Source organism: Roseomonas sp. TF40, assembly GCF_057219975.1.
In genome coordinates, this window is sequence record NZ_JBXVVR010000003.1 from 122,577 (window position 1) to 147,431 (window position 24,855).

Genomic DNA, 24,855 nt, shown 5'->3' on the forward strand with positions numbered 1-24,855 from the left:
CTTTTCGGCTCAACGGCCCTGGATGCGTTTGAAGGCGCGGGTCTGTTCGGTCAGTGCGATCTCGGCCGGCAGCCGCTCCATCGAGGAGGCGCCGTAGAAGCCGTGGCAGGATTTCGTGTTCTTCAGCACGAACTCGGCATCCGCGGGCATCGCCACCGGCCCGCCATGGACCAGCACGATGGCGTCGGGCTTCTCGGCCAGCGCGGCGGCGGAGAGGCGGTCCACGATGGCCGGGCAGTCGGCGAGCTTCACGCCGGTCTCGGCGCCGATGCTGCCGCCCGTCGTCAGGCCCAGATGCACCACGATGATGTCAGCCCCCGCACGGGCCATCGCCCTCGCATCGGCCTCGTTGAACACATAGGGCGTGGTCAGCAGCCCCTTGCGCCCGGCGAGGGCGATCATGTCCACCTCAAGCTGGAAGGACATGCCGGTCTCCTCCAGATTGGCGCGGAAGGTGCCGTCGATGAGGCCAACGGTGGGGAAGTTCTGCACGCCGGCGAAGCCGATGCGCTTCACCTCATCGAGGAAGACATCCATGCGGCGGAAGGGATCGGTCGCGCAGACGCCCGCGAGCACGGGGGTGCGCTTGACCACGGGCAGCACCTCGCCAGCCATTTCCATGACGATGGCGTTCGCATCGCCATAGGGCATAAGCCCGGCGAGGCTGCCGCGCCCGGCCATGCGGAAGCGCCCGGAATTGTAGATGACGATGAGGTCGATGCCGCCGGCCTCCTCGCATTTCGCCGACAGCCCCGTGCCGGCGCCGCCGCCGATGATGGGCTCGCCGCGCGCGATCATGGCCTGGAAGCGGGCGAGGATCTCGGCGCGGCTCTGGGGATGGGTGGTCACGGCTTGGCCTTCCTCTGGCGGCTGGCCCGCGCGGCGCCGTGCAACTGGCGGAACTCGGCCAGCACCGCGGCGGCGAAGCCCGGGTCGTTGATGTTGTGCGGCAGGCGGATCACCTGCCGGTTCGGCGCGGGGCGCAGCGTCGCCTCAAGCGCGCGGAACAGCGCCTGCCGCGCCGCCGGATCGTGGAAGGCCTGGCCCGGCGCATCGAGCGCGGAGACGCCGCCCTCTGGCAGGAAGAAGCGCACCGGGCCTTCCATGAGATTGAGCCGCCCGCCGATCCAGCGCCCGATCTCGGCACATTCCTCGGCCGTCGTGCGCATCAGCGTCACCTGCGGGTTGTGACGGTAGAAGACCCGCCCGCGATAGCGTTCCGGCACCGTCTCGGGCGGGCCGAAATTCACCATGTCCACCGCGCCGAGCGAGCCGATATAGGGCAGGCGGGTGCGGATCGCGGCGCCGAAACGATCTTCCGTGGCGGGGAAGACGCCCCCGAAGAGCATGTCCGGCACTTCGGTCGTGGTGATGTCGATCAGCCCCGCGATGCGGCGCTCATCGAGCAGGCGCTCCATGGATTGGCCGCCGATGCCGGTGGCGTGGAAGACGAGGCAGTCCCACTCCGCCTGCAGCGCGCCGGCGATCTGCTGCACGCAGGGCGTGGTGACGCCGAACATGGACAGCGCGATGGCCGGGCGCAGCGCACGGCGCGGCCGGGCGGCGCGGCGCGCCTGCACCATGCCGATCATGGCGTGGGCGGCATTGCCCAGCACATCCTCGGTGATGACGTTGAGCCCCTGCACATCGGCGACCGAGTGCATCAGCGTGATGTCCACCGTGCCGACATATTGCCGCACCTCGCCGCTGGCGACGGTGGAGACGATCAGCTTGGGCACCCCCACGGGCAGGGCGCGCATGGCGGGGGCGACCATCGCCGTGCCGCCCGACCCGCCGGCCGAGAGCACGCCGGCGATGCCCGACTGGCGCGAGATCCAGCGGGTGAAGGCTTCGGTCATCGCGGCGACGGCGGCGCCGCGATCGCCGGTGAAGACACCCGCCGCGCCACGCGGATGGAAGGCCGCCACCTGGTGCGCCGGGATGTCCGCCCCCGAGTGACCGCCCGAGGTCGAGAGATCGACCAGCCGCACGGGGACGCCGGCCTCCTTCAGCAGGTCGCGCATGAAGCGCAGCTCGGCACCCTTGGTGTCGAGCGTGCCGGCGACCAGCACCACCTCGCCGCCCGGGGCGGCGAGCGGGCGGATCTCGGCCTCCGCGCCGGCGCGTGCCAGCGGCTGGGCGGTGAGCAGGCGCGCCGTGCGCTCGATCACCGCGACCGGCGTGGGCTTCGACCAGCGCGTCGGCGGCGTGGGGTTGGACATGTAGATCTTGATCGCGCTGGCGGCGGCGGCCTGCGTGGCGGCTGCGGCGGCAGGCAGTGCGCCGGGCGCCTCGGGCGAAGCGGGCGTATCCTCATGCCCGTGCCGGCCCACGCCGAGCAGGCGCTGCTGCAAGTCACGATCGGCCGCGAGATCGCGCGCGGGGCTGCTGCGATTCACCCGGCCGTTCACCATGATGGCCACGGTATCGGCCACCGCGCAGGCGACGCCGATGTTCTGCTCGATGACCAGCACGTCGATCTCGCCATCCTCGGCGAGGGCGACGAGCAGTTCCTCCACCTGGGCGACGATCACGGGGGCGAGGCCCTCGGTCGGCTCGTCCATCACCAGCAGCTTCGGGTTCATCAGCAGCGCGCGGCTGATGGCCAGCATCTGCTGCTCGCCACCCGAGAGCTGTGCGCCGCCATTGCCGCGCCGTTCCGCCAGGCGCGGGAAGGTGGAGTAGATCCGATCGATGGTCCAGGCGCCGCCCTTGCGGGCGACCATGCGCAGATGTTCATCGACCGTCAGCGAACGCCACAGCCGGCGGCCCTGCGGCACATAGCCGATGCCCAGGCGCGCGATATCGGCCGGTGAGCGGCCGAGCAACGGTTGGCCGCGGAAGGAGATGGAACCACCCGCGACGGGCACCATGCCCATGATCGCCTTGCACAGCGTGGTCTTGCCCATGCCGTTGCGCCCGACCACGGACAGCACGCCCGAGACAAGGCGCAGATCGACGCCCTGCAGCGCATGGCTTGCGCCGTAGAAGACGTTCAGGCCGCGCACTTCAAGCGCCGGCGGGCCTGCCCTGTCAGGCGCGAGCCGACCGGGCGCGGGGCGGTCAGGTGTGGGCATGGCGACCATCCCCCAGGTAGAGTTCCTGGACCTCCGGATCTTCCTCGATCTCGGCGGGCGTGCCTTCCTTGAAGACGCGGCCGTTGTGCATCATCGTCACGCGCTGGGCGACGCGCAGCGCCACGTCCATGTCGTGCTCGATGATGACGAAGCCGATATGGCCGGGCATGTTGGTGAGGATCGCCACGAGTTCCGCCCGCTCGGTGGGCGAGAGACCGGCGGCGGGCTCGTCGAACAGGATGAGCCTCGGTGCGCCGGCCAGGGCCAGCGCGATCTCGAGCTGACGCTGCTGGCCGTAGCTGAGTTCGCTCACCAGGCGGTTGCGTACCTCGGTGAGGTGCACAGCCTCGATCAGTTCCTCGCTGCGCGTGACCAGCGCATCGCCGCGTCGCGGCCGCAGCAGCGAGAAGCGATTGCGGCTGACCCCGCGGCAGGCGAGGTAGACATTGTCCGCCACGCTGAGCCCGCCGAACAGCAGCGATATCTGGTAGGTGCGACGCAGGCCACGGCGGATCCGCTCATGCGCGGGGAAGTTCGTCACCTCCTCGCCGAAGAGGCGGATGGTGCCGGAAGAGGGCAGGAAATCGCCCGTCACGCAGTTGAACAACGTGGTCTTGCCCGCGCCGTTGGAGCCCAGCACGGCACGCCGCTCGCCGGCGGCAACGGTCATGGTGACGTCGGCGATGGCGGCGAGTGCGCCGAACATCTTGGTCACGCCCCGCAACTCCAGCGCGTTGCCCGAGCTCGCCGCGCCGATGCGATCGGCGGCGCCGCCGGGCGGGGCTGTGGTGCCGGCGCTGCTCACCGCGCGCCATCCTTGCGCGCGAGGCCCGTCAGCGGGTCCGCCTTTTGCCGGCTCCTGTCGCGCCAGCGATCCCACAGGCCCAGCGCGCCGTCGGGCGAGAAGAAGACGAAAGCCAGGAAGCCCAGGCCGATCAGCAGCTTGAATCGCTCATTCGACATGCCGAAGCTGGACAGCACATCGGGGCTGAAGGTGCTGAGCAGCACATAGATGAAGGCGCCGATGAAGGGACCGATGGGCCGGCGAAGCCCGCCGATGACGGCGATGATCAGGATGTCGATGACCGCGCCCGTGCCGGCGCTGAAGGCGGCGACCTGGGTGGTCTGCCAGACGAGCAGGATGCCGCCGATCGAGGCCAGCACGCCCGCGAAGCTGTAGGCGGCGATGCGGTGGGCGGTGACGTTGAAGCCCATCGCGGCCATGCGTCGGGGATTGTCGCGGATGCCCTGAAGGGCAAGGCCGAAGGGCGAGCGCGAGACATAGACGACGGCCAGGAAGCACAGCGCCGCGAAGACCAGGGAGAGGTAGTAGAAGGCGGTCGGCTGCCGCCAATCCACCCCGAACAGCGGCGGCGGGACGACCAGGTTGAAGCCGTTGTAGCCGTTGAAGATGTCGTAGTTCTGGCGCGTGAAATAGAAGAAGGCGCTGGCGATCGCCAGCGTGATCATGATGGTGTAGATGCCCTCGGTCCGCACGGCGAGCGCTCCAACCGCCGTCGCGAAGGCGGTGGCGATGATGATGGCGATCGGTATGTAGAGCCACCACGGCAAGCCGATGCTGATCTGCTGCACCCCCGAATTGCCGAATATGGCGACCATGTAGCCGGCGAGCACGGCGACCGTCATCTGGATCAGGCTCACCATGCCGCCATAGCCTGCCAGGAACATCAGCGACAGCGCGATGATCCCCAGGCAGAAGGACCAGCCGAAGACCTGGAACAGCCAGAAATTCCCGACGAAGAGCGGCAGGATCAGGAGGACAAGTCCGCTGACCGGCCATATGGGGTTGATGCGATCCTGCTGGCTTGTTCCGAAAAGGCTCAGGGCCTGCGGGGCGGGAGGGGAATTGGTCACAGACACGTCCGCCATCCCTTCAACGCCGCGAGCCCATGAGGCCCTGCGGACGGAAGGCCAGGACCAGCGCCATGATCAGGAAGGTGAAGACCACCGAGTAGGTTGGCGCATAGACAAGCCCGATCTGCTCGACGAGCCCGATGATCAGCGCCCCCAGCGCGGCGCCGGGGATCGATCCCATGCCCCCCACGATCACCACGACCAGGCTGGCCAGGAGAAAGCGCGTATCCTCGCCCGGGGAGAGTGACTGGAAGGTGCCGCCCACGACCCCCGCGAGGCCAGCGAGGCCGGCGCCGAAGCCGAAGACCGCCAGGAACACATACTGGATCGGGATGCCGGAGGCGGTCAGCATCTCACGGTCATCGACGCCGGCGCGGATCAGCATGCCAAGGCGGGTTCGGTTCAGCACCAGCCACATGCCCACGCCGATCACGATGGCCATGACCAGGATGGCGATGCGCACCTGCGGGAAGCGCATGTAGATCGGGTTCCCGGCACGATCGAGGCCGACAATGAATGGCAGGATCGCCGGGCCTTCCAGCCATTCCGGTCCCTGGATCGTGTAGGACTGCCCGCCCCAGATCCATAGCATGATGTCCGCGAAGACCACGGAAAGGCCGATGGTGACCATGGTCTGGCGCAGTTCCTGCCCTTCCATCCGGCGGAACACCTGATGCTGCAGGACAAGTCCGAGAAGCGCCACCAGGATGAACACGATGGGCAGGGCGATCACCCAGTAGCCGACAATGCCCACCGTCATGTAGCCGAGATAGCCGCCCAGCAGGTACAGCGAGCCATGCGCCAGGTTCACGTTGCGCATCAGGCCGAAGATCAGGGTGAAGCCCGAGGCGACAAGGAAATAGAGCGCCCCAAGCGTCAGCCCGCCAAACACGGCATTGAGGAAAACGCGCTTGCGCCCGAGCACATTCTCCACCCCCGGCGTCCAGGGAGCGAGAATGAGCCACAGCAGGGCGGCCGCCAGGACGACGATCACCAGCGTCCAGATGGGATGACGTCGGGTGACGTCCGGCATGGATCTAGCGTCTCCGGCAAGAGAGGCGGGCCAGGAAGAAACGGCGATGCGGATGCTTTTGCTGGCGAAGGTCACGACTGGCGCGCAGCGCCGGTGCCCGGCCCGATCACGCTGTGCGAAACCGGCGACGGAGGCAGGAGAGGGTCACGCGATCCCTCCTGCCTCCGCCCCCATGTCAGACTGGAAGGGTCAGCCGCCGCCCAGAGCCCGGCAATCCGGGGTGGTGCGCGAGGGAAGACCCATCGCGCGGAAGGCCGCCGGCGTCATGCCCAGCGTCTGGGTCACGCCCTCGACCTTGCCGACGTTGCGGTTCACCAGCGTCCCGCCAGGGCCTTCGGCGACTTCATTGATGAACACGGTGCCGGAGGCCTGGCGGTTCTCGTTCAGCGCGATCTCCCCGAGCGGGGAGGCGAGACGCAGCGAGGACAGGGCCGCGTTGAAGCGCCGCTGGCCGTCGCTCAGGTCGCCATTCACCGCATTCAGGCCGGCGATCGCCGCCTGGGTGGCGATGTAGTAGCCCGTGCCGAACAGCGTCGGGCTCGGGAAGCGCTGGTTCGCCGGGAACGCCGCCTGATAGCGGGCGACATAGGCGCGCCAGGCCGGATCGGGGTTGTCTTCAGCCAAGGGGCCGGAGGTCAGCGCCCCGACCAGCGCGTTGCGCGCCCGACCGCGCGCGGTCAGCACGGTCTGGTCGGCCATGATCGTGCCGCCGATGATGCGCGTGCCCGCACCGGCCTGCTGCCACTGGTTGAGGAAGTTGATCGCATCCGTGCCGCCGAGGCCGAGATAGACGGCGTCGATGTTGTCCGGCAGCTGCGCGATCACGCCACCGAAGTCGGAGGCACCGAGCGGCACCCAGAAGCGCTGCACGATCGTGCCGCCGGCGCGGCAGAAATCGGCCGCGAAGCCCATGAAATTGGTGTGGCCGAAGGAATAGTCGGCGGAGACGGCGGCGATGCGGCGGATGTTGCGGTTGCGCACCACATAGCTGCCCAGACCGGCACCCCACTGCGCGCCATCCAGGTTGAAGCGGAAGACGTTCGGCGCGGGATCAACCCAGGTCATCTCCAGCGCGCCGGAGATGCCGTTGATGAAGGTGTGGTTCGGTACCGTCTTGGCGTAGTCGCGGATCGCGATGCCTTCGGAGCCGGAGAGCGGGCCGATCACGAAGTCCACGCGGTCCTGTTCGATCAGCTTGCGCGCCTGGCGCACCGCCGTGTCCGGGCGCGTGTCGGTCGGCGCCACGACGGTCTCGATCCGCCGGCCACCCGCCGTGTTGTTCACTTCGCGGAGCGCCATCTCGACATTGCGCACCGCATCCGCGCCACCGGCAGCGAAGGCGCCTTCAAGGGCGACGAGGATGCCGATGCGAATCGGCGGCTGGGTCTGCGCGGCCGCGGGCCCGGCCAAGCCAAGCGACAGCGCGGCGGCGCCGACCAGTCCGAAGAGAGACCGCTTACTCCACTGCATTTCTTTCCTCCCGTCTGGACGATTTGCCGGGCCTCGCCGTTTCGCGTCGGGCCCGGCTACGCCATCGTTTCCTGCGTCGCTGCTGCCGTTCTTGGGCAACATGTCCCGCAAGTAACAAGGTGGCGGTCGAGCATCCCCCCCGTCAAGCGGAAACCCTGACCTTTGGGTCATGCGCGTCGTCCGCCCTGGTGGGCCTTCCGGGGGAGGGGTGTGGATTCTTTGTCATCCGGCCTCGGTTCCGCCATTCTTGGCCTTGCGGGTGCCGCGATGCCGCCCGCAACATTCGATGCCGGCAGTCCCGCCGGCCCTGATGGAAGCCCTTCCGATGACGCTGTTTCGCCGCCTGCTCCCGATGGCCGCCCTCGCCCTGCCTCTGCTTGCGGCTGGCGGGCCCGCGATGGCACAGGATCCCTCCTTCCGCCTCAACAACCGTACCGGGCAGACGATCAACGAGGTCTATGTCTCCTCCTCGCGGCTGAGCGATTGGGGTCGTGACCTGCTGGGCGCCAACGTCCTGCAGAATGGCCAGACGCTGACCATCCGCATCCCGGCCGGGCAATGCCTGAACGACATCAAGGTGGTCTATGCCAACGGCCAGACGATGGAGCGGATGCAGATCAACACCTGCCAGCTCACGGATGTGAACCTGAACTGAGGGGCACGACGGGGCGCCCCTGCAGCATCATCCGGTCACACCTAGGCAGTGTGGCTGGACCTGGTGTTCCGTGACTTCTTGTTTCTCGCGCCAGAAGTCCGATCGAACGATTCCGTTCGATCGGAAATTGCTCTGGAGCAATATGCGTTCAGATGGCATCATCTGAACGCATTTCTTGCTCTGGATTCAATAACTTCCAGAGCACGAGCTGCGTTCATGAGAACGCAGCGTGCTCTAGCCGGGAAAGGGCGGGGTACGGGAGACGACGATGTTCCGCACCCCGTCCTGCAGCGCGGCGAGTTCGTCCAGGCTTGCGGGCAGCAGCGTGCCCTGCGGGGTGACGTTCCAGAAGGCGAAGCCGAGCTCCGCCAGGAACTGCAGCACATAGGGCCCCGCGAAACCCTGCGAGGCCATCATCTGCGGCGCGAATTCCATCATGATGCGCGCCTGGTCGGAGCGCGCGAGGATGCCGCGCATGCCCGTCAGGGCGCGGCCTTCCGTACCCTCCACGTCCATCTTCATCACGCCGAGGCGGAAATCCGGATCCGGGAAGAGATCGTCGAGGGCAACCACGCGCACCGGCTGGCCTTGCCCCTGACGATTGCTCTTCGACAGATGGCCACCGCCCGCCCACTCGTCGGAAAAGACGAGCTCGGCGATGCCCTCCTGGCTGCCGACGGCGACCTCATGGACGCTCACCCGGCCTCCGAAACCGTTCACCAGCACCGATTTGCGTTGCAGTTGCGACAGGCGCGGATTGGGTTCGAAAGAGTGGACATGCCCTTCCGGCCCGGCCGCAGCGGCACCGATCAGCGTGTAGACGCCCAGATGCGCGCCGACATCGAACACGGTATCGCCCGGGCGGATCAGCCGCGAGAAAAGCTGCAGGTCCACCGGCTCCCAATCGCCGTGCATCATCAGGTGCGGTGCGATGTCCACCCCGCGCGTATCCACATAGATCAGGTAGTTCCCATGCAGCAGGGCCAGCGCCGTATGGTCGCCCAGATAGGCGTTGCGCGTCGGGAAGCCCGTGATGCCGAGATGCCCCTGTGGGGCCGGGCGCGGGGCGGCCCCGGGACCCTGCGTCTCCCCACGACCGAGGCGCATGACCGAGGCACCCACTGATCGCCCGAGCCCGGTCAGGCGACCCAGGAGGGAATGAACCGAATTCGCCAAGCTTCGCGCGCCTCCGCACCGGCCACGTCCGATGCGCGGCGGGTGCGTCATTAGCGCCGGCGATGCAGGGCACGCAAGGCTGGGCCGCTCTGCCTCAGCCCTGCAAGGGCAGTCGTACCGTAAAGGTCGCGCCCCCGCCGGGCGTCTCCGCCACCGTGATGCTCCCGCCATGCGCCTTGGCGATGGTGCGGCAGAGCGCGAGGCCCACCCCCGTGCCCTCGCCTTCCGGCTTGGTGGTGAAGAAGGCGTCGAACACCTTCTCGCGAAGCGCGGCGGGAATGCCCGGACCGTTGTCGGCGACGCGCAGCTCAAGCCAGTGGTCGCCCCGGCTGAGCGCGACCTCGATGCGCGGCCCGGGCGTGCCGGCCAGCGCCGCGCGGGCATTGCCGACGAGGTTCGCAACGAGATGCGCGATCTGGTCGGCATCGCCGCGGATCCGCGGCAGGTCGGAATCGATCCGGCGGAGCACTTCCGCTGCCCCTTCGCGCGGCAATTCCGTGGCGAGATCGAGCCCCGCCTCCACTGCCGCCTCCACCGCGACCAGATCGCGCCGCGGCGGCTTCTGCCGGGCGCTGGCCAGCAGGCTCGCCACGATCCGACCGCAGCGCTCGGCGGCGAGGCGCACCTTCTCGGCCCGGCCTTCCATCGGCGTGCCTTCGGCCTCTTCGGCGAGCAGCGTCGATTGCGCGGCGACAACGGCGAGGGGGTTGTTGATCTCATGCGCCACGCCCGCCAGCAGGGAGGCGATGGCGGAGAGCCGTTCGTTGCGGCGCAGCGCATCGCGGCTGGCGCGGCGCGCGCGCGCGGCCTCGCGCTCGGCCGTGGTCTCGCGATAGGTGTTGAGCAGCGTGCCGTCCTCCAGCCGCTCGCGCCGCACGGCGATGGTGCGCCCGCCGGGCCGCTCCTCCTCGAAATGTCCGGCCGGGGCGGACATGATGGCGGCGACGCGCGCCTGCACCAATGTCTCTTCCGGTTCGGCCGGGTTCTCGCCGGGGTAGTGCTCGCGCCGGCGCAGGCGGTGCCGCACGAAATCCGCGAGCGGCGTCCCGGGGCGGCCGAGTTCCTCGGGGAAGTCGTACATCCGCAGGAAGCCTGCGTTGCACAGCACGATCCGCGCGTCGGGGCCGACGATGTTCACGCCATCGGCGATGTTGGCGAGGATGGCGCGCAGATGCGCGGCGGCGGCTTCAGGCATCCGCTGTGGGGTCGAAGACATACCCCATGCCGCGCACCGTGCGGATGACCTGCGGCTGGTCGGGCGTGGCCTCGATCTTGCGCCGCAGCCGGGCGATGCGGACATCGATCGAGCGGTCCACGCGCTCCTCGCCGCGGTCATGCGCCAGTTCCAGCAGGCTTTCGCGGGAGAGGGTGCGGCCCGGGCGCTCGGCAAACACCTTCAGCAGCTCGAATTCCGCCGCGCCGAGCGCGATCTCCCGTCCCTCGGGCCCGAAGAGACGCCGCGCCGTGAGGTCGAGCCGGTTGCGCCCGATGCGGATGGTGGGGTTGGGCGTGGGCGGCGGGGGCGCGGCGGGGGCAGGGGGGGCGGGTTCCGGGGCCAGCAGCCCGGCCATCGCCTCGCGCCGGCGCAGCACGGCGCGCAGCCGGGCGAGCAGTTCGCGCAGATCCACCGGCTTGGCGATGTAGTCATCGGCCCCGACCTCGAGCCCCACCACGCGGTCCACCACATCGCCGGCCGCGGTGAGCATGACGATGCCGACATCGGATTCAGCGCGCAGCCAGCGCGCGATGGTCAGGCCGTCCTCGCCCGGCATGGAGATGTCCAGCACCACGAGGTCGGCGGGGCGTTCGGCCAGCAGCCGGCGCAGCGCCATGCCGTCCGGCGCCTGGCGCACATCCAGGCCCCGCCGGGTGAGGTATTCCGCCACCGCCTCGCGCAGGTCGGTCTCGTCATCGACGACCACCAGGGCCGGGCCTTCCGCCATGCCTGATCCCCCTTGAAGCCCCCGCCGACAGCAAAGCCCGCCGGGGCGCGCAACGCAACAGCGCGCATGATTGACAGGCGCCGCCCGGGGCGCGTCACTTCGCCCCAAGGACACGAGGAAGCGCCCGATGGACGACCACGACCAGACGAAGAAGCCCTTCAAGCTGCGCAGCCAGCGCTGGTTCGACGACCCCGCCGATCCCGGCATGACCTCGCTCTACTGCGAGCGGCAGCTCAATTTCGGCATGACCTTCGATGAGCTGCAATCGGGCCGGCCGATCATCGGCATCAGCCAGACCGGCAGCGATGTCGCCCCCTGCAACCGCCACCACACCATCCTCGCCCAGCGCATCAAGGAGGGCATCCGCGATGCGGGCGGCGTGCCGCTGGAATTCCCGGTGCACCCGATCCAGGAGACGCTGAAGCGCCCGACCGCGGCGCTGGACCGCAACCTGCAATACCTCTCCCTGGTCGAGGTGCTGCACGGCTATCCGCTGGATGGCGTGGTGCTGACCATCGGCTGCGACAAGACGCCCGGCGCGGGGCTGATGGCGGCCGCCACGGTGAACATCCCCGCCCTCGCCTTCTCCGGCGGGCCGATGCTGGATGGCTGGCACAAGGGAAGGCTGGTCGGCTCCGGCACCGTGGTGTGGGAGGCGCGGCGCATGCTCGCCGCCGGCGAGATCGACTATCGCGGCTTCATGGAGATGGTGGCGGCGAGTGCGACCTCCTGGGGCCATTGCTCGACCATGGGCACGGCGCTGTCGATGAACTCGCTGGTCGAGGCGGCGGGGATGAGCCTGACCGGCTGCGCCGCCATTCCGGGCCCGCACCGGGAACGCGCGCAGATGGCCTATTGGTCGGGCCGGCGCATCGTCGAGATGGTGCGGGAGAACCTGACGCCGTCGAAGATCATGACCAAGAAGGCCTTCGAGAATGCGGTGGCGGTGGCGAGCGCCATCGGCGCCTCTTCCAACTGCCCGCCGCACATGATCGCCATCGCGCGCCACATGGGCGTGGACCACAATCTGGAGGATTGGCAGCGCGTCGGCGCCGACATCCCGCTGCTGGTCGATTGCCAGCCCGCCGGCCGCTTCCTGGGCGAGGCCTTCCACCGCGCCGGCGGCGTGCCCGCCGTGATGCGCGAATTGCTCGAGGCCGGGCGCCTGCATGGCGATGTGATGACGGTCACCGGCAAGACGGTGGCGGAGAACCTGGCGGCCATCCCGCTCTCGCCGGATCGCGAGGTCATCCGCGCCTATGCGAAGCCGATGAAGGAGCAGGCCGGCTACCTGGTGCTCACCGGCAACATCTTCGACAGTGCCGTCATCAAGGTGAGTGTGATCGACGCCGAGTTCCGCAAGCGCTTCTTCTCCGACGACCCCGACGTGTTCGAGGGCAAGGCGGCCGTCTTCGAAGGGCCGGAGGACTACCACGCGCGCATCGAGGACCCGGCGCTGGGCATCGACGAGAAGACCATCCTCGTCATCCGCAATTGCGGCCCCGTGGGCTATCCGGGCAGTGCGGAGGTCGTGAACATGCAGCCGCCCGCCGCGCTGATCAAAGCCGGCATCAAGGCGCTGCCGACGATGGGCGATGGGCGGCAGAGCGGCACGTCGGGCTCACCCTCCATCCTGAACGTGACGCCCGAGGCGGCGGTGGGCGGGGGTCTCGCGCTGCTGCACCATGGCGACCGTATCCGCATCGATCTCAAGAGCCGGCGCGTGGATGTGCTGGTGCCGGAAGAAGAACTCGCCGCGCGCCGCGCCGCCTGGGTGCCGCCCACACTGGTGAACAAGACGCCCTGGGAGGAGATCTACCGCAATTCGGTGGGACAGCTTGGCAATGGGGCCTGCCTGGAGGCCGCCACGCTCTATCTCAACATCCTCGAGACGCGCGGCGAATCCCGGCACAACCACTGAGTGTGATGGCGGCAGGGGCGAAGGCCCCGGAGGGCTGAATCACACGATCAAGCAAGGTCTCACCGCAGCAGCGCCGCCGCCTCCGCCGCCGCGAGGCGGCCGGATTCGGCGGCGCCGTCCATGTAGCCGGAATGTTCCTCGCTGGTGTGCTCGCCGGCGAAGATCACGCGGCCGACCGTGTTGAAGGCCTCGCCGAAGCCCATCCACTGGCCGGGTGCGAAGCAGCTGTAGCTGCCGCCGACATAGGGGTTGCCCGGCCAGTCCATCCGCCCCGCGCGGCCATTGAAGGCCGCCGCCGCGCCGGGCAGCGCCACGTCGATCGCGGTGGTGGCGAATCGCGCGCGATCCGCCGCGCGGCCCTGGGCGAAGCCGATTCCCGTGTCGCCACCGGCGAAGATCGTCATGCCGCCCGGCCCGCTGCCGGGCTTCGCATGGTCCTCCCACACCGTCTGCATGCCGAGGTCGCTCAGGCATTCCCCGCTCGCCCCCTGGTCGCGCCAGGGGCGGCGGTCGAGCCCGGCGAAGAGCTTGGCGTTGGTGCCATAGGTCAGCTCGCGGATCGCGCGGCGCGTGAGCGCGGGCGCGTCGATGGCCAGCTCCACCTGCCGCAGCATGGTGGTGGGCAGGGCGAGGATCACGATGTCGGCCGGCACCGCCACGCCCGTGCCTCCGGCCTCGAAGGCCAGCGCATAGGCGCTGCCCTGGCGGCGCACCGACAGCAGCCGATGGCCGAGCCGGAGCCGCGCGCCGAGCCGCGCCGCGATGGCCGCCGGCAGCGCATCATTGCCGCCGGCGATCTGGTAACGCTGGTCGGAGGAGAACAGCCCCGCCTGCGGCCGGCGCGGATCGGGCGCGAAGGTCTCGACCAGATAGAGCCCCGACATGCGATCGGGCGGCAGGCCCATCTCCTGCGTCAGCCCGATGTCGAGCAGCTTGCGCACCCAGCCGCTCGCCCCCAGCCGGTCGAGCAGCGCCGCCGCCGAGGCGCGGTCGAGCGCCACCTTCGCGGCCTCGTTGCTCGCGCGCATGGTGCGCAGCCGCGGCAGGAAGGGCGCGGCAGCGGTGGCGATCTCCTCCAGGCTCCGCGCGCTGCCCTCGAAGAAGAAGCGCCCGCGCAGATCGGGCCCGCCCGGGGCGGCGCCGTCTTCCAGGGCGAGGCCGAATTCACGCGCGAGGTTCAGCATGTCGCCATGCTCGGCATTGATGAAGCTGCCGCCGAGTTCGCTGACCACGCCCTCCCCGAGCAGGCCGCGGCCCGAGAGCACGCGCCCGCCGGCGCGGGTATTGGCCTCGTAGAGCGTGACGTTCACCGCCCCCGCCTCGACCAGGCGATGCGCGGCGACGAGGCCGGCGAGACCCCCGCCGACCACCGCGATCCGCGCCTCCCGCCGCGCGAGGGGCGAGGCGATCTGCGCCTGCGCGAAGCGCGGCGCGGCCGCGAGCGCGGCGGCAGCGCCCAGCACGCCGCGACGCGTCAGGCGGGCCGGATCGGCCAGTTCATCCAGCGGCGGCGCGCCGGGGCGCTGCGCGGCATGGGCCAGCGCGAAGGCGCGGGCCAGGGCAGCGAAGATCGGCGTGCGCGACATGGCGTGACCTCGCGGCGTTGCTGCTGAAGCAAGAAGCGTTCAGACAAGCCTATCTCAGCGCCTATCTCGCCATGACATCAATGGGCGCGGCGACAGGACGTCACCACGACCAGGGTCAGGCCGCGCCTTCCTCCAGGAAGACCTGCACCGCCTGGAACAGCGCGCCACGGTTGCGCTCCATCAACATCGTGTGCGTGCCCTCGCCGAGGATGACGCAGCGCTTGCCGGGGCTGGCGGTGAGCAGCGGGAAGATGGTGGTGGCCATGCTGGGCGGCGTGTCGCGGTCCCACTCGGCGACGACGAGCAGCGTGGGCACCGTGACCTTCGCCGGGTCCCAGAAGGGCCGGCCGGACTGCCAGTATTCGGCGCTGTCGGCCAGCACGCCGTTCGGCGCGCGCAGCACCGCGGGGTTGCGGCGCAGCCCCTCGGGGTCCGTTGCCCAGGTGACGCCGGCCCAATGCTCGAACCAGCCGGGCGGGATCAGCCCGGCGCGCGCGGCCTCGGGCACGCCGTTCATCCAGCGGGTGCGCGCCTGCGCCTGGGTGACGGTGCGATAGGCGCCCAGCGCATTGCCGCCGGTGGCGGCCGGGCTCGCGCCCTCGCGCAGCCATTGCGGCGCGTAGAGCACGAGGCGCTCGACCGTGCCGGGATTGTCGGTGGCGTAGCGCGCCATCAGCGAGCAGCCCCAGGACCAGGCCATGTGCACCAGGCGCGGCACGCCGCGCTGGGCGCGGATGAAGGCGGCCGCGGCGGCGACATCGGCCACCGCCGTCTCGCCGCGCATCACCGGCGGGTTGGCCTCAGGCGGCTGGGACATGGCGGCGGGGCGGGTGGAGCGCCCATAGCCGCGCAGGTCCATCACCCAGACATCGAAGCCGCGCCCGGCGATGTAGTCCATCCAGGACAGGCCGGCGAGCGGCAGGTCGAAGGCGGTATGCGCCGGATAGGTCGCGCCATGCACGAAGAGCAGCGTGCGCCCGGGCGAGGGCGCAAGGCCGGCCGGGCGCTTGGCGCGCAGGAAGATCTCGCCCTGGCCATCCGTGGCCGGGACCATGAATTCCTCGGTCTCGATCGCCGGTGCGCTGGTTTGGGCCCGCGCCGGCAGGGAAGCGGCAAGGCCGAGCAGGGCAGGGGCGGCGAGGAAGGGGCGGCGGTGCATCAGGGCGTCTCCGGCAGCGTTGCCACAAGGATAGCCCAACACAGGCGCGCTACCAAAAGCCGATCCGCGCCGGGGATGGATGCGCTGGCCCGCGCCTTCCGCTACAGCCCCCGCATGGACGGATCGATCGCAACGCAACCGGCACGAAGCGGCGGATGGCTGGCCGAGGCGCGGCTCACCCTGGCCCTCGCCTGGCCGCTGGTGCTGACCAATCTCAGCCAGTTCGCGCTGAGCCTGACCGATGCGTTGTTCCTCGGCCGTGTCGGGACCGAGGCGCTGGCGGCTGCGACGATCGGCGGCAACCTCTTCTTCGCGGCCATGGCGCCGGCCTTCGGCCTCGCGCTGGCGGCCGCACCCATGTGCGCGCAGACGCGCGGGCGGGGGCGAGGGCATGTGCGCGGCCAGCGGCGGGACGTGCGGGCCGCGCTCTGGGCCTGCCTCGGCGCCTGCCTGCCGGTCTGGGCGGTGCTGTGGTTCGCCGAGCCGGTGCTGCTGGCGCTCGGCCAGGAGCCCGCGCTGGCGGCGCTGGCGGGCCAGTATGTGCGCGCGCTGATGTGGGGCCTGCCCTTCTTCTGCGCCTTCGTGGTGCTGCGCGGCTTCCTCGCGGCCGAGCAGCGGCCGGGCGTGGCGCTGGTCATGGCCTTCGCCGGCATCGCGCTCAACGTGCCCTTGAACTACTGGCTGATCTGGGGCGGGCTTGGCGTGCCGCCGCTGGGCGTGGTGGGGGCGGGGCTGGCCTCGAGCCTGTGCAATGTGGCGACCTTCGCGGGGCTGCTGGCGCTGATCGGGCGGCAGCGGCATCTGCGGCGCTTTCGCATCCTGGGCCGCTTCTGGCGCTTCGATGCGGCCCGGCTGCGGGAGGTGGTGCGGATCGGCCTGCCGATCGCGGGTACCATGGCGCTGGAGATTGGGGTTTTCGCGACAGCGGCGCTGGCGATCGGCTGGCTGGGCGCGGTGCCGGTGGCGGCGCACGCCATCGCGGTGCAGATCGCCTCCATGACCTTCATGGTGCCGATGGGCATCGCCCAGGCGGCCACGGCGCGGGTCGGGCTGATGGCCGGCGCCAACCGGCTGCGGGAGGCCGCGCAGGCGGGCTGGATCGGCATCGCGCTCGGCGCCGGCTTCATGGCGCTCTCCTGCCTGGCGCTGCTGGTCTTCGCCGCGCCGCTGGCCTGGCTGTTCCTCGATGCCGACAATCCCGGCGCGGCGGAGACGGCCGCGCTCGGGGCGAGCCTGCTGGTGGTGGCGGGGCTGTTCCAGCTGGCGGATGGCGTGCAGGCGGTGGCGGGCGGGGCGCTGCGCGGGCTGAAGGATACGCAGGTGCCGATGCTGCTGGCGGGCTTCGGCTATTGGGTGGTGGGCCTGCCGCTGGGCATCGTCCTGGCCTTCTGGGCGGGGCTGGGGGCAGTGGGCATCTGGGTGGGCCTCGCGGTCGGGTTGCTGCTGGTGGCGGGGCTGATGCTGGCGCGCTGGATGCGCCTTTCGGCCAGTGGCGGCTTGACGATGCGCCGGCTGCGCGCCTGAGTGGCGGCGAAGAAAGGGGGGGTGGGGATGAGTCTCTGGAAGCGGGTGGCGACGCCGGACCAGATGAATGCCCGCCTCGCGGGCTGCATGCCCGGCCTGCTCGGCATCCGCATCACCGAGATCCGCCCCGATGCGCTGTTGGCCGAGATGCCGGTGGATGCGCGCCACGCCCAGCCCTGGGGCAGGCTGCATGGCGGCTGTTCCGTGGTGCTGGCCGAGACGCTCGGCACCGCCGCCTGCCTGCTGACCCTGCCCGAGGGCCAGCGCGCCGTGGGCATCGAGGTCAACGCCAACCATGTCGCCAGTGTCGCGATCGGCGAGACCGTGACCGCCATCTGCCGCCCGCTGCATACCGGGCGCACCACCCAGGTCTGGCAGACCGAGATCCACCGCGCCGACGGCAAGCTCGCCTGCGTGTCACGCCTGACCTGCCAGGTGATCGGAGACCCGACGTGAAGCATCCCACCAGCCCTGCGATGACCGCAGGGCGCAGCGCGCTGTGCGCGCGAGCACCGGAGGTCTGAATCGCATGGCGCTACCCACCAGCCCTGCGATGACCGCAGGGCGCAGCGCGCTGTGCGCGCGAGCACCGGAGGTCTGAATCGCATGGCGCTACCNGAGGTCTGAATCGCATGGCGCTACCCACCAGCCCTGCGATGACCGCAGGGCGCAGCGCGCTGTGCGCGCGAGCACCGGAGGTCTGAATCGCATGGCGCTACCAAAGGTCGCTGTCATCGGAACCGGGGGCACCATCGCCTCCCAGGGCACGCATCCGCTGGATGTGCAGGACTATGCCTCCTCCGGCCTGCCGCTGCTGGACGCGGCGCAGCTTGTTGCCGGCGTGCCGGCGCTGGCGCGGGTGGCGGAGATCGTCGCCGTGCCCTTCTCGGCCATTCCCTCGACCGCCGTGGGCTTTGCCGATTGGCAGCGTCTGGTGACGACCATCGCCCAGGTGCAGGCGCAGCACCCCGACCTCGCCGGCGTGGTCATCACCCATGGCACCGCGACGCTGGAGGAGACCGCCTATGCGCTCTCGCTCAGCCTGCCCGGCGACCTGCCCGTGGTGGTCACGGGCGCGCAACGGCCCTTCACGGGCCTGTCCTCGGACGGGCCGATGAATCTCGTGGCCGCCGTGCGCGTCGCGGGGTCGCCCGCCGCGCGGGGGCTTGGCGTGCTGGTGGTGCTGAACGATGAGATCCATGCGGCGCGGGAAGTCACCAAGACCTCCACCGGCCGGATGCAGACCTTCCGCAGCCCCGATGTGGGCGTGCTCGGCCATGTCGATGCGGATCGCGTGAGCTTCTGGCGCGCGCCGACGCGCCTGGTGCCGCTGGCGGAGCGCTTCGACATCACGGGCCTCGCCGCGCCGCCGCGGGTCGATGTGCTCTATTCTGTCGCGGGGGGCGATGGCGTCGCCGTGCCGGCCTATCTGGCGGCGGGCGCGCGGGGCATCGTCGCGGCGGCCTTCGCGCCGGGCTTCACCACGCCCGAGGAACGCCGCGCGCTGGTCGCGGCGATGGGGCAGGGCTGCGTCGTGGTGCTGTCGTCGCGGGCCGGTTCGGGCCGCACCTTCCCGGCGCGGCGCTACACGGCGGAGGGCTTCCTCAACGCCGACAACCTCAACCCGCAGAAGGCGCGCATCCTGCTGATGCTGGCGCTGACCCGCACCGCCGAGCCGGCCGGGATCGCCGCGCTCTTCGACCGCTTCTGAACCGCGCATTGGCGCCGCGTTAACGCGCGCCGGCGAGACTGGCGGGGCCATGACCGCCCCGCTCGATGCCCTCGCGCGCTTCGACGTGCTGCTGCTCGACGCGCATCGCGGCGCGCGCCGCGCGCTGCGCGACCAGCTGCGCGAGCTGGGCCTCGCCCGGCTGCGGGACCTGGCGGAGGGCACGGCGGCGCTGACCGAGATCCGCCGCCGCCCGCCCAACCTCATCGTGCTCGACTGGACGCTTGGGGGCATGGAGGCGCCTGCCTTCCTCCGCGCGCTGCGCGCCCTGCCGCATCCGCGGCTGCGCATGATCCCGGTGCTGGCCGTCACCGGCCAGACCGAGGCCTGGCGCGTCGCCGCGCTGCGCGACGCGGGCGTGAATGAGGTGCTGGCCCGGCCCGTCAGCCCCCTCGACCTCGCGGGCCGGCTGCTGGCGATATTGGAACGCCCGCGCCCCTTCATCCGCGCGCGGCACTATCTCGGCCCCTGCCGGCGCCGGCGCATCGACCCCTTCTTCGAGGGGCCGGACCGCCGCGGCCGGCCCGACCCCGCGCGCGCCCTCACCGGTTGACGGCGCCCGGTTGACGCCGGGGGCGGGCCTGCCCAAGGTCGCGCCCGCTGAAGATCGGAGGGGAACGAAACACATGGCCGGACGGCTCGCGGGGAAACGCGCCTTCATCACCGCCGCGGCGCAGGGCATCGGCCGCGCCACCGCCCTGGCCTTCGCCGCCGAGGGGGCGGAGGTCTTCGCCACCGACAAGGACGGCGCGAAGCTTGCCGACCTCGCCGGCCCGGGCATCCGCGTCGCCGCGCTCGACGTGCTGGACGTGGCGGCGATCGAGGCCACCGTGGCCCAGGCCGGGCCGCTCGACCTGCTGTTCAACTGCGCGGGCTTCGTGCACCAGAACACGGTGCTGAGCGCGACCGAGGCCGAGTGGGATTTCGCCTTCGACCTGAATGTGCGCGCCATGTGGCGCGTGCTGCGCGCGGTGCTGCCGGGGATGCTGGAGCGCAAGCGCGGCACCATCGTGAACATGTCCTCGGCCTGTTCCTCGATCAAAGGCGCGCCGAACCGCTTCATCTACGGCACCACCAAGGCGGCGGTGATCGGGCTGACCAAGTCGGTCGCGACCGACTATGTCGCGCAGGGCATCCGCTGCAACGCGATCTGTCCCGGCACGGTCGATACGCCCTCGCTGGGTGAGCGGATCGCGGCCAATGCGGCGGCCGCGGGCAGCGTGGAGGCGGCGCGGGCGGCCTTCGTGGCGCGCCAGGCACTCGGGCGGCTCGCCACGGCGGAGGAGATGGCCGCGCTCGCCGTCTACCTCGCCTCGGATGAGAGCGCCTTCGTCACCGGCCAGGCCATCGTCATCGATGGCGGATGGACACTCTAGGTTGCACGGATTAGGGAGAACCCCATGAAACTCCTTCGCTATGGCCCTGCGGGCCAGGAAAAACCCGGCCTGCTGGATGCCTCCGGGGCCATCCGCGACCTCTCCGGCGTGATCGCCGATCTCAGCGGCGCCGCCCTCTCGCCGGCCGGCCTCGCGAAGCTCGCCGCACTCGACCCGGCCAGCCTGCCGGTGGTCGGCGGCAACCCGCGGCTCGGCCCGCCCGTTTCGGGGATGAAGAACTTCGTCTGCATCGGGCTCAACTACGCCGACCATGCGGCGGAGACGGGTGCAGCCATCCCGAAGGAGCCGATCGTGTTCCTGAAGTCGCTCGGCGCGCTCTGCGGGCCGAATGACGACGTGATGATCCCCAAGAACTCGGTGAAGACCGATTGGGAGGTCGAGCTCGCCATCATCATCGGGTCGACCGCGAAATGCGTCTCCGAGGAAGCGGCGATGGACCACGTCGCGGGCTACGCCGTGTGCAACGACGTCTCCGAGCGCGAGTGGCAGATCGAGCGCGGCGGCTCCTGGGACAAGGGCAAGGGCTGCGACACCTTCGGCCCGCTCGGCCCCTGGCTGGTGACGAAGGACGAGATCGCCGACCCGCAGGACCTGGCGATGACGCTCGACATCGACGGGGTGCGCATGCAGGACGGCTCGACGCGCACCATGATCTTCGGCGTGCGCCACCTCGTGCATTATGTGAGCCACTTCATTACGCTCCATCCGGGCGATGTGATCTCCACCGGGACCCCGCCTGGCGTGGGCCTCGGCAAGAAGCCGCCGATGTTCCTCAAGGCGGGCCAGTCCATCCGGCTTTCCATCCAGGGCCTGGGCGAGCAGGTGCAGCGCACCGTCGCCTACGGCTGAACCAGCAAGCGCAGAACAGGGAAAAGATTCATGTCCGACACGACCGACAAGGGCCGCTACCAGGTTGTCGCCTGCCCGGTGGGCACGGGGATGTTCGTGGTGCTGGTGGACAGCACCAATGGCCGGTCCTGGAAGCTGAGCTTCGAGGCGAACAACGTCTCCGGCTGGCGTCCGCTGAAGTTCCTCGACCTCAACGCCCCGGCCGCCCCGCCGGCGGGCTGAACCCCCGGTGAGTGACCTGACGGTCCTCATCTTCGACTTCCCCAACAGCGCCTTCGGTCCCGACCGGACCGAGGCGCTGCGCCCGATGGCGGAAAGCATCGCCGGCGAGGCCGGGCTGTTGTGGAAGATCTGGACCGAGGAACCCGCCGCGCAGCGCGCCGGTGGCGTCTATCTCTTCGCCACGCGCGAAGCGGCCGAGGCCTATCACGCCATGCATGCGAAGCGGCTGGCCGCGCGCGGCGTCACGGGCATCGAGGCGACCTATCGGGGCGTGAACGCGGCGCTCAGCCTGATCGACCGCGCGCCGATACCCGCAGTTTAGCCTCGCCCATACTCCGCGAATTGCGCGGCGGCCTCGGCCAATTCCTGCGCATCCAGCAGCACGGGCGTCAGCCCCGCCGCCAGCAGGTCCAGATACTGGCCGGCGAGGTTCTCCACCTCCCGCGCCAGGGTCTCGGCCGCGGCGAGGCTGGCGCCAACCGCCACGGCGCCGTGATTGGCGAGCAGCGCCGCGCGCCGGCCTTCCAGCGCCTCGACACAATTCGCGGCCAGCGCCGCCGTGCCGAAGGTGGCGTGCGCGGCGCAGCGCACCTCGCCCCCCGCCAGCAGCACCATGTAGTGGAAGGGCGGCAGGCCGCGCCGGGCGCAGGAGAGCGCGGTGGCACGCGGGCTGTGCGTGTGCACCACCGCGCCGATCTCCGGCCGCGCCGCATAGATCGCCGCATGCAGCCGCCATTCGGAACTCGGCCGGTGCCGGGCATCGGCGCGCGGCGCGCCATCCGCCACCGCGACGATGTCGGCGGCCGTCAGCCGCGCATAGGGCAGGGCAGCGGGGGTGATCAGCAGCCCCGCGCCCCAGCGCAACGACAAATTGCCGGATTTCGAGGGCATCATGCCCGCTGCATCCAGCCCCTGCGCGGCCCGCACCAATTCGTTGCGGGCCGCGGCCTCGGTCACGGCAGCAGGCGGCCCAGGCGCAGGAATTGCGTCTCGCCCGGGCTGCCCTGCACGCCGTCATTGTCGGTGACGGCGAAGGCGTTCCCGGCCGCGTCGATGGCGAAGCCTTCCAGCTTCTCCTGCACCACCCCGCCCGGCGCGGCGAGGTCCGGCACCACGTCGCGCAGCAGGCGCTTGCTCACCACCGGCACGCTCGCCGCCCCCGGCGCGGCCGGCGTGAGGCCGGCGACGGAGACCGCGTAGAGCCGCTTGATCGCGCCCTCGCCCCATTGGTTGTTGCGCTCGATCACCACGAAGCTGTCGGGGCCCGTGGCGGTGATCTCGGAGAGGCCCATCCAGCCCGCAGGCGTCGCGCCGAGCGGATAGTGCAGCACGCCCCAGGCCCCGGTGGCGACGCTGTAGCGCAGCAGCTTGGCATGGCCGCGCGGATCATCGCGCCACTCGCGCTGCACGGCGATCCAGACCGTCTCCTCCGTGCCCTCGCCGGTCACTGTCACGCCCTCGAAACCGAAGCGGCTGGCCTGGGCGGCCAGCGCCTCGGGCAGGGCGATCTCTTCCTCGATCTCGCCGGTGGCGGCGACGCGCAGCAGCAGGTTCGCGGTCTTGTTCTGCTCGCGCTCGGGATTGCCCTCGCTGACCAGCCAGAAGCCGCCGCCCGCGCGCGTGGCGATGCCCTCGATGTCGAGATTGGCGGCCGGCGCGCCGGGGCGGGCCACCGTCGTCGCGCTCGTGATGCGCGCGGGTGTCACGGTGGCGTCGATGGTGAGGATGCGGGCCTCGCTGTAGAAACTGTCGGTCACCGCATAGAGCCGGCCCGGCACGGTGCGATCCGCAGCGAGGCCCGACAGCGCGCCCCAGGAAATCGGCAGCCCCGTGGGACCATTGCCGGATTCGATCGTCGGATAGGCCACCGGCCCGGCGCCGAGGCGGTAGATGCTCAACGCGGAGCGCAGCCCGGTCTCGGCATTGTCCACCTCGGCGGCGGCGACGAAGAGGCCGCGCGCCGGGATGGCCAGCAGCCCCTCCGGCCCCACGCCGGTCGGCAGCGCCTGAAGGTAGCTCGGCGCCTGGTTCGGGCCATTGTCCTGCCAGACGGTGACGAGGTTCGCGCGCTCACTGCCCACGAAGATCAGCCGGCGATCGCCGAAGGTCGCGACCTCCACGCCCTCGGGCTCATTGCCGCGATTGCCGGCGCGCAGTTCGGGGAAATGGCCGAGCCGGATGGCGAGGTGTTCCAGCAGATTGCCCGAATCCCATTCCACCGTGCCGTCGCGGCGGAAGATGGTGAAGCCGCGCGAGCCGGTGACCATGTCGCCCTCATTCGCGGTGACGAAGCGCTCCTCGTCCAGCCAGCGCACGGCGTCGGGCTCGCGCACCAGATTCTCCAGGCGCTGGGTCGGGCGGATCATGCCGTCGCGCCGCCCATCCACCTGCTCGAGCGTCACCGTGCCGGCGCTGAAATGCGCCGTGACGCGCCCGGTGGCGAGGTCGATGATGGCGAGGTGGTTGTTCTCCTGCAGCGTCACCACGGCTTCGTTGCGCGCGTTGATGTCCACGAATTCCGGCTCGGGATCGGTGGGGGCGACAGCCGCGAGGCCGGTGAGGTCCACCACGCGCATCGCCGCGCAATCGGCGCCCGCCGGGGTCAGCGGGATGATGGTGAGGTTGCCGCCGGGCAGCTGCGGCATGGCGCCGCGGTTGAGCTGCTCATTGCGTTCATTCTCGATCACCACGGCCAGGAAGCGGCCGTCCCTGGAGGCCGTGGTGCTGTCCGGCTGGCCGCCGAGCTGGCAGGTGGCCTCGATCCGGCGCGTCGCCATGTCCACCACGACGAGGATGCCCGAGGGATTCACCTTGTCGGGCGAGGTATCCGCCACCGCATAGGCGCGCCCGCCCGAGACGGTGACCGAGGTCGGGTCGCCCGCCAGGGGCACGAAGCCCGCCGGGCGCGGCCGGGCGGGGTCGGTGATGTCGACGAAGCCGAGGCCGCGCTGGTCGCCATCGACATAGACCAGCGTGTTGCCATCGGCCGAGGCGGCGACGATCTCGGCGATGGACTTGCCGCTGCGCGGCCGCTCGGCGGGCAGCATGCGCACCGCCTCGATGGTGGCGACGCGGTTGAAGACCGGCGGCTGCGGCGCCTGCGCCTGCGCGCCGAACGGCAGGAAGAAGACGGTGGCGAGGGCGAGGGCGCGCAGACTCATCGTGCTATATCTCCGGGCGGATTCGTCCGTGTGCTACAGGCAGCCTCGGCCCCCTCTCAATGGTCAGATTTGTGACAC

General features: G+C 70.5%; 23 protein-coding genes. 10 read left to right on the top strand and 13 right to left on the bottom strand.

Annotated elements, in window-relative coordinates:
• Nucleotides 1–9: 9 nt before the first annotated feature.
• The 6 genes from AC2D9U_RS10430 to AC2D9U_RS10455 form a co-directional block, all read right to left on the bottom strand.
• The gene (locus AC2D9U_RS10430) at nt 10–849 is read right to left on the bottom strand and encodes a phosphoenolpyruvate hydrolase family protein (RefSeq protein ID WP_484748558.1); all 840 of its coding nucleotides are present in this window, start codon (nt 847–849) and stop codon (nt 10–12) included.
• On the bottom strand, nt 846–3,077 hold the full coding sequence (locus AC2D9U_RS10435) for a Tm-1-like ATP-binding domain-containing protein (RefSeq protein ID WP_484748560.1): 2,232 nt from the start codon (nt 3,075–3,077) through the stop codon (nt 846–848). Before AC2D9U_RS10435 ends, AC2D9U_RS10430 begins: the two co-directional genes overlap by 4 nt.
• The gene (locus AC2D9U_RS10440) at nt 3,064–3,882 is read right to left on the bottom strand and encodes an ABC transporter ATP-binding protein (protein WP_484748562.1); all 819 of its coding nucleotides are present in this window, start codon (nt 3,880–3,882) and stop codon (nt 3,064–3,066) included. Before AC2D9U_RS10440 ends, AC2D9U_RS10435 begins: the two co-directional genes overlap by 14 nt.
• Nucleotides 3,879–4,952 (bottom strand): branched-chain amino acid ABC transporter permease, encoded by a 1,074-nt coding sequence (locus AC2D9U_RS10445; protein ID WP_484748564.1) that lies wholly within the window; start codon nt 4,950–4,952, stop codon nt 3,879–3,881. Before AC2D9U_RS10445 ends, AC2D9U_RS10440 begins: the two co-directional genes overlap by 4 nt.
• 19 nt (nt 4,953–4,971) lie before the next feature.
• The gene (locus AC2D9U_RS10450; RefSeq protein ID WP_484748566.1) at nt 4,972–5,985 is read right to left on the bottom strand and encodes a branched-chain amino acid ABC transporter permease; all 1,014 of its coding nucleotides are present in this window, start codon (nt 5,983–5,985) and stop codon (nt 4,972–4,974) included.
• A gap of 189 nt (nt 5,986–6,174) precedes the next feature.
• Complete coding sequence (locus tag AC2D9U_RS10455) at nt 6,175–7,455, bottom strand: ABC transporter substrate-binding protein (RefSeq protein ID WP_484748568.1); 1,281 nt, start codon at nt 7,453–7,455, stop codon at nt 6,175–6,177.
• 325 nt (nt 7,456–7,780) lie between these two features.
• On the opposite strand from AC2D9U_RS10455, the gene AC2D9U_RS10460 reads away from it, so the two are divergent.
• Nucleotides 7,781–8,110 (top strand): hypothetical protein, encoded by a 330-nt coding sequence (locus AC2D9U_RS10460; RefSeq protein WP_484748570.1) that lies wholly within the window; start codon nt 7,781–7,783, stop codon nt 8,108–8,110.
• Between the two features lie 234 nt (nt 8,111–8,344).
• Here the strand turns inward: AC2D9U_RS10460 and AC2D9U_RS10465 are convergent, their stop codons facing one another.
• The 3 genes from AC2D9U_RS10465 to AC2D9U_RS10475 form a co-directional block, all read right to left on the bottom strand.
• Nucleotides 8,345–9,217 (bottom strand): FkbM family methyltransferase, encoded by an 873-nt coding sequence (locus AC2D9U_RS10465; protein WP_484748572.1) that lies wholly within the window; start codon nt 9,215–9,217, stop codon nt 8,345–8,347.
• Between the two features lie 163 nt (nt 9,218–9,380).
• Nucleotides 9,381–10,481, bottom strand: coding sequence for an ATP-binding protein (locus AC2D9U_RS10470; RefSeq protein ID WP_484748574.1), 1,101 nt, complete (start codon nt 10,479–10,481; stop codon nt 9,381–9,383).
• Nucleotides 10,474–11,229 (bottom strand): response regulator, encoded by a 756-nt coding sequence (locus tag AC2D9U_RS10475; protein WP_484748575.1) that lies wholly within the window; start codon nt 11,227–11,229, stop codon nt 10,474–10,476. The genes AC2D9U_RS10470 and AC2D9U_RS10475 overlap by 8 nt, the downstream gene beginning before the upstream one ends.
• A 127-nt stretch (nt 11,230–11,356) precedes the next feature.
• Between AC2D9U_RS10475 and AC2D9U_RS10480 the strand changes: the two genes are divergently transcribed.
• Nucleotides 11,357–13,150: an IlvD/Edd family dehydratase gene (locus AC2D9U_RS10480; protein ID WP_484748577.1), complete on the top strand. Its 1,794-nt coding sequence runs from the start codon at nt 11,357–11,359 to the stop codon at nt 13,148–13,150.
• A 59-nt stretch (nt 13,151–13,209) separates the two neighbouring features.
• Here the strand turns inward: AC2D9U_RS10480 and AC2D9U_RS10485 are convergent, their stop codons facing one another.
• On the bottom strand, nt 13,210–14,736 hold the full coding sequence (locus tag AC2D9U_RS10485) for a flavin monoamine oxidase family protein (RefSeq protein ID WP_484748579.1): 1,527 nt from the start codon (nt 14,734–14,736) through the stop codon (nt 13,210–13,212).
• A 115-nt stretch (nt 14,737–14,851) separates the two neighbouring features.
• Nucleotides 14,852–15,895, bottom strand: coding sequence for an alpha/beta hydrolase (locus tag AC2D9U_RS10490; RefSeq protein ID WP_484748581.1), 1,044 nt, complete (start codon nt 15,893–15,895; stop codon nt 14,852–14,854).
• A gap of 75 nt (nt 15,896–15,970) precedes the next feature.
• Here AC2D9U_RS10490 and AC2D9U_RS10495 point away from each other — a divergent pair, with 75 nt between their 5' ends.
• From AC2D9U_RS10495 to AC2D9U_RS10530, 8 genes are all read left to right on the top strand, one after another.
• Entirely contained in the window at nt 15,971–17,419 is a 1,449-nt protein-coding gene (locus AC2D9U_RS10495) for an MATE family efflux transporter (protein WP_484748583.1), read from the top strand.
• 27 nt (nt 17,420–17,446) lie between these two features.
• Nucleotides 17,447–17,875 carry a PaaI family thioesterase gene (locus AC2D9U_RS10500; RefSeq protein WP_484748585.1) on the top strand — a complete coding sequence of 143 codons (429 nt, stop codon included), beginning with the start codon at nt 17,447–17,449 and terminating at the stop codon, nt 17,873–17,875.
• 253 nt (nt 17,876–18,128) lie between these two features.
• A complete protein-coding gene (locus AC2D9U_RS10505; protein WP_484748587.1) occupies nt 18,129–19,130 on the top strand; it encodes an asparaginase in 1,002 nt (333 codons plus the stop codon).
• A gap of 49 nt (nt 19,131–19,179) precedes the next feature.
• A complete protein-coding gene (locus AC2D9U_RS10510) occupies nt 19,180–19,701 on the top strand; it encodes a response regulator (protein WP_484748589.1) in 522 nt (173 codons plus the stop codon).
• A gap of 73 nt (nt 19,702–19,774) precedes the next feature.
• Complete coding sequence (locus AC2D9U_RS10515) at nt 19,775–20,524, top strand: SDR family oxidoreductase (protein ID WP_484748591.1); 750 nt, start codon at nt 19,775–19,777, stop codon at nt 20,522–20,524.
• Nucleotides 20,525–20,548: 24 nt separating this feature from the next.
• Entirely contained in the window at nt 20,549–21,394 is an 846-nt protein-coding gene (locus tag AC2D9U_RS10520; RefSeq protein WP_484748593.1) for a fumarylacetoacetate hydrolase family protein, read from the top strand.
• A 30-nt stretch (nt 21,395–21,424) separates the two neighbouring features.
• Entirely contained in the window at nt 21,425–21,616 is a 192-nt protein-coding gene (locus AC2D9U_RS10525) for a hypothetical protein (RefSeq protein ID WP_484748594.1), read from the top strand.
• A gap of 7 nt (nt 21,617–21,623) precedes the next feature.
• Nucleotides 21,624–21,938 carry a YdhR family protein gene (locus AC2D9U_RS10530; protein ID WP_484748595.1) on the top strand — a complete coding sequence of 105 codons (315 nt, stop codon included), beginning with the start codon at nt 21,624–21,626 and terminating at the stop codon, nt 21,936–21,938.
• Here the strand turns inward: AC2D9U_RS10530 and AC2D9U_RS10535 are convergent.
• Nucleotides 21,935–22,573 carry a class II aldolase/adducin family protein gene (locus AC2D9U_RS10535; RefSeq protein ID WP_484748597.1) on the bottom strand — a complete coding sequence of 213 codons (639 nt, stop codon included), beginning with the start codon at nt 22,571–22,573 and terminating at the stop codon, nt 21,935–21,937. The two genes, AC2D9U_RS10530 and AC2D9U_RS10535, sit on opposite strands and share 4 nt — an antisense overlap.
• Complete coding sequence (locus AC2D9U_RS10540; RefSeq protein ID WP_484748598.1) at nt 22,570–24,777, bottom strand: esterase-like activity of phytase family protein; 2,208 nt, start codon at nt 24,775–24,777, stop codon at nt 22,570–22,572. Before AC2D9U_RS10540 ends, AC2D9U_RS10535 begins: the two co-directional genes overlap by 4 nt.
• Nucleotides 24,778–24,855 lie beyond the last annotated feature (78 nt).

Coding starts and splice junctions, on each gene's coding strand:
- AC2D9U_RS10480 (WP_484748577.1), top strand. CDS start 11,357: ATGGACGACCACGACCAGACGAAGAAGCCCTTCAAGCTGCGCAGCCAG.
- AC2D9U_RS10435 (WP_484748560.1), bottom strand. CDS start 3,077: ATGCCCACACCTGACCGCCCCGCGCCCGGTCGGCTCGCGCCTGACAGG.
- AC2D9U_RS10450 (WP_484748566.1), bottom strand. CDS start 5,985: ATGCCGGACGTCACCCGACGTCATCCCATCTGGACGCTGGTGATCGTC.
- AC2D9U_RS10505 (WP_484748587.1), top strand. CDS start 18,129: ATGGCGCTACCAAAGGTCGCTGTCATCGGAACCGGGGGCACCATCGCC.
- AC2D9U_RS10540 (WP_484748598.1), bottom strand. CDS start 24,777: ATGAGTCTGCGCGCCCTCGCCCTCGCCACCGTCTTCTTCCTGCCGTTC.
- AC2D9U_RS10515 (WP_484748591.1), top strand. CDS start 19,775: ATGGCCGGACGGCTCGCGGGGAAACGCGCCTTCATCACCGCCGCGGCG.
- AC2D9U_RS10470 (WP_484748574.1), bottom strand. CDS start 10,481: ATGCCTGAAGCCGCCGCCGCGCATCTGCGCGCCATCCTCGCCAACATC.
- AC2D9U_RS10500 (WP_484748585.1), top strand. CDS start 17,447: ATGAGTCTCTGGAAGCGGGTGGCGACGCCGGACCAGATGAATGCCCGC.
- AC2D9U_RS10455 (WP_484748568.1), bottom strand. CDS start 7,455: ATGCAGTGGAGTAAGCGGTCTCTCTTCGGACTGGTCGGCGCCGCCGCG.
- AC2D9U_RS10460 (WP_484748570.1), top strand. CDS start 7,781: ATGACGCTGTTTCGCCGCCTGCTCCCGATGGCCGCCCTCGCCCTGCCT.
- AC2D9U_RS10495 (WP_484748583.1), top strand. CDS start 15,971: ATGGATGCGCTGGCCCGCGCCTTCCGCTACAGCCCCCGCATGGACGGA.
- AC2D9U_RS10485 (WP_484748579.1), bottom strand. CDS start 14,736: ATGTCGCGCACGCCGATCTTCGCTGCCCTGGCCCGCGCCTTCGCGCTG.
- AC2D9U_RS10490 (WP_484748581.1), bottom strand. CDS start 15,895: ATGCACCGCCGCCCCTTCCTCGCCGCCCCTGCCCTGCTCGGCCTTGCC.
- AC2D9U_RS10510 (WP_484748589.1), top strand. CDS start 19,180: ATGACCGCCCCGCTCGATGCCCTCGCGCGCTTCGACGTGCTGCTGCTC.
- AC2D9U_RS10475 (WP_484748575.1), bottom strand. CDS start 11,229: ATGGCGGAAGGCCCGGCCCTGGTGGTCGTCGATGACGAGACCGACCTG.
- AC2D9U_RS10520 (WP_484748593.1), top strand. CDS start 20,549: ATGAAACTCCTTCGCTATGGCCCTGCGGGCCAGGAAAAACCCGGCCTG.
- AC2D9U_RS10465 (WP_484748572.1), bottom strand. CDS start 9,217: ATGCGCCTCGGTCGTGGGGAGACGCAGGGTCCCGGGGCCGCCCCGCGC.
- AC2D9U_RS10525 (WP_484748594.1), top strand. CDS start 21,425: ATGTCCGACACGACCGACAAGGGCCGCTACCAGGTTGTCGCCTGCCCG.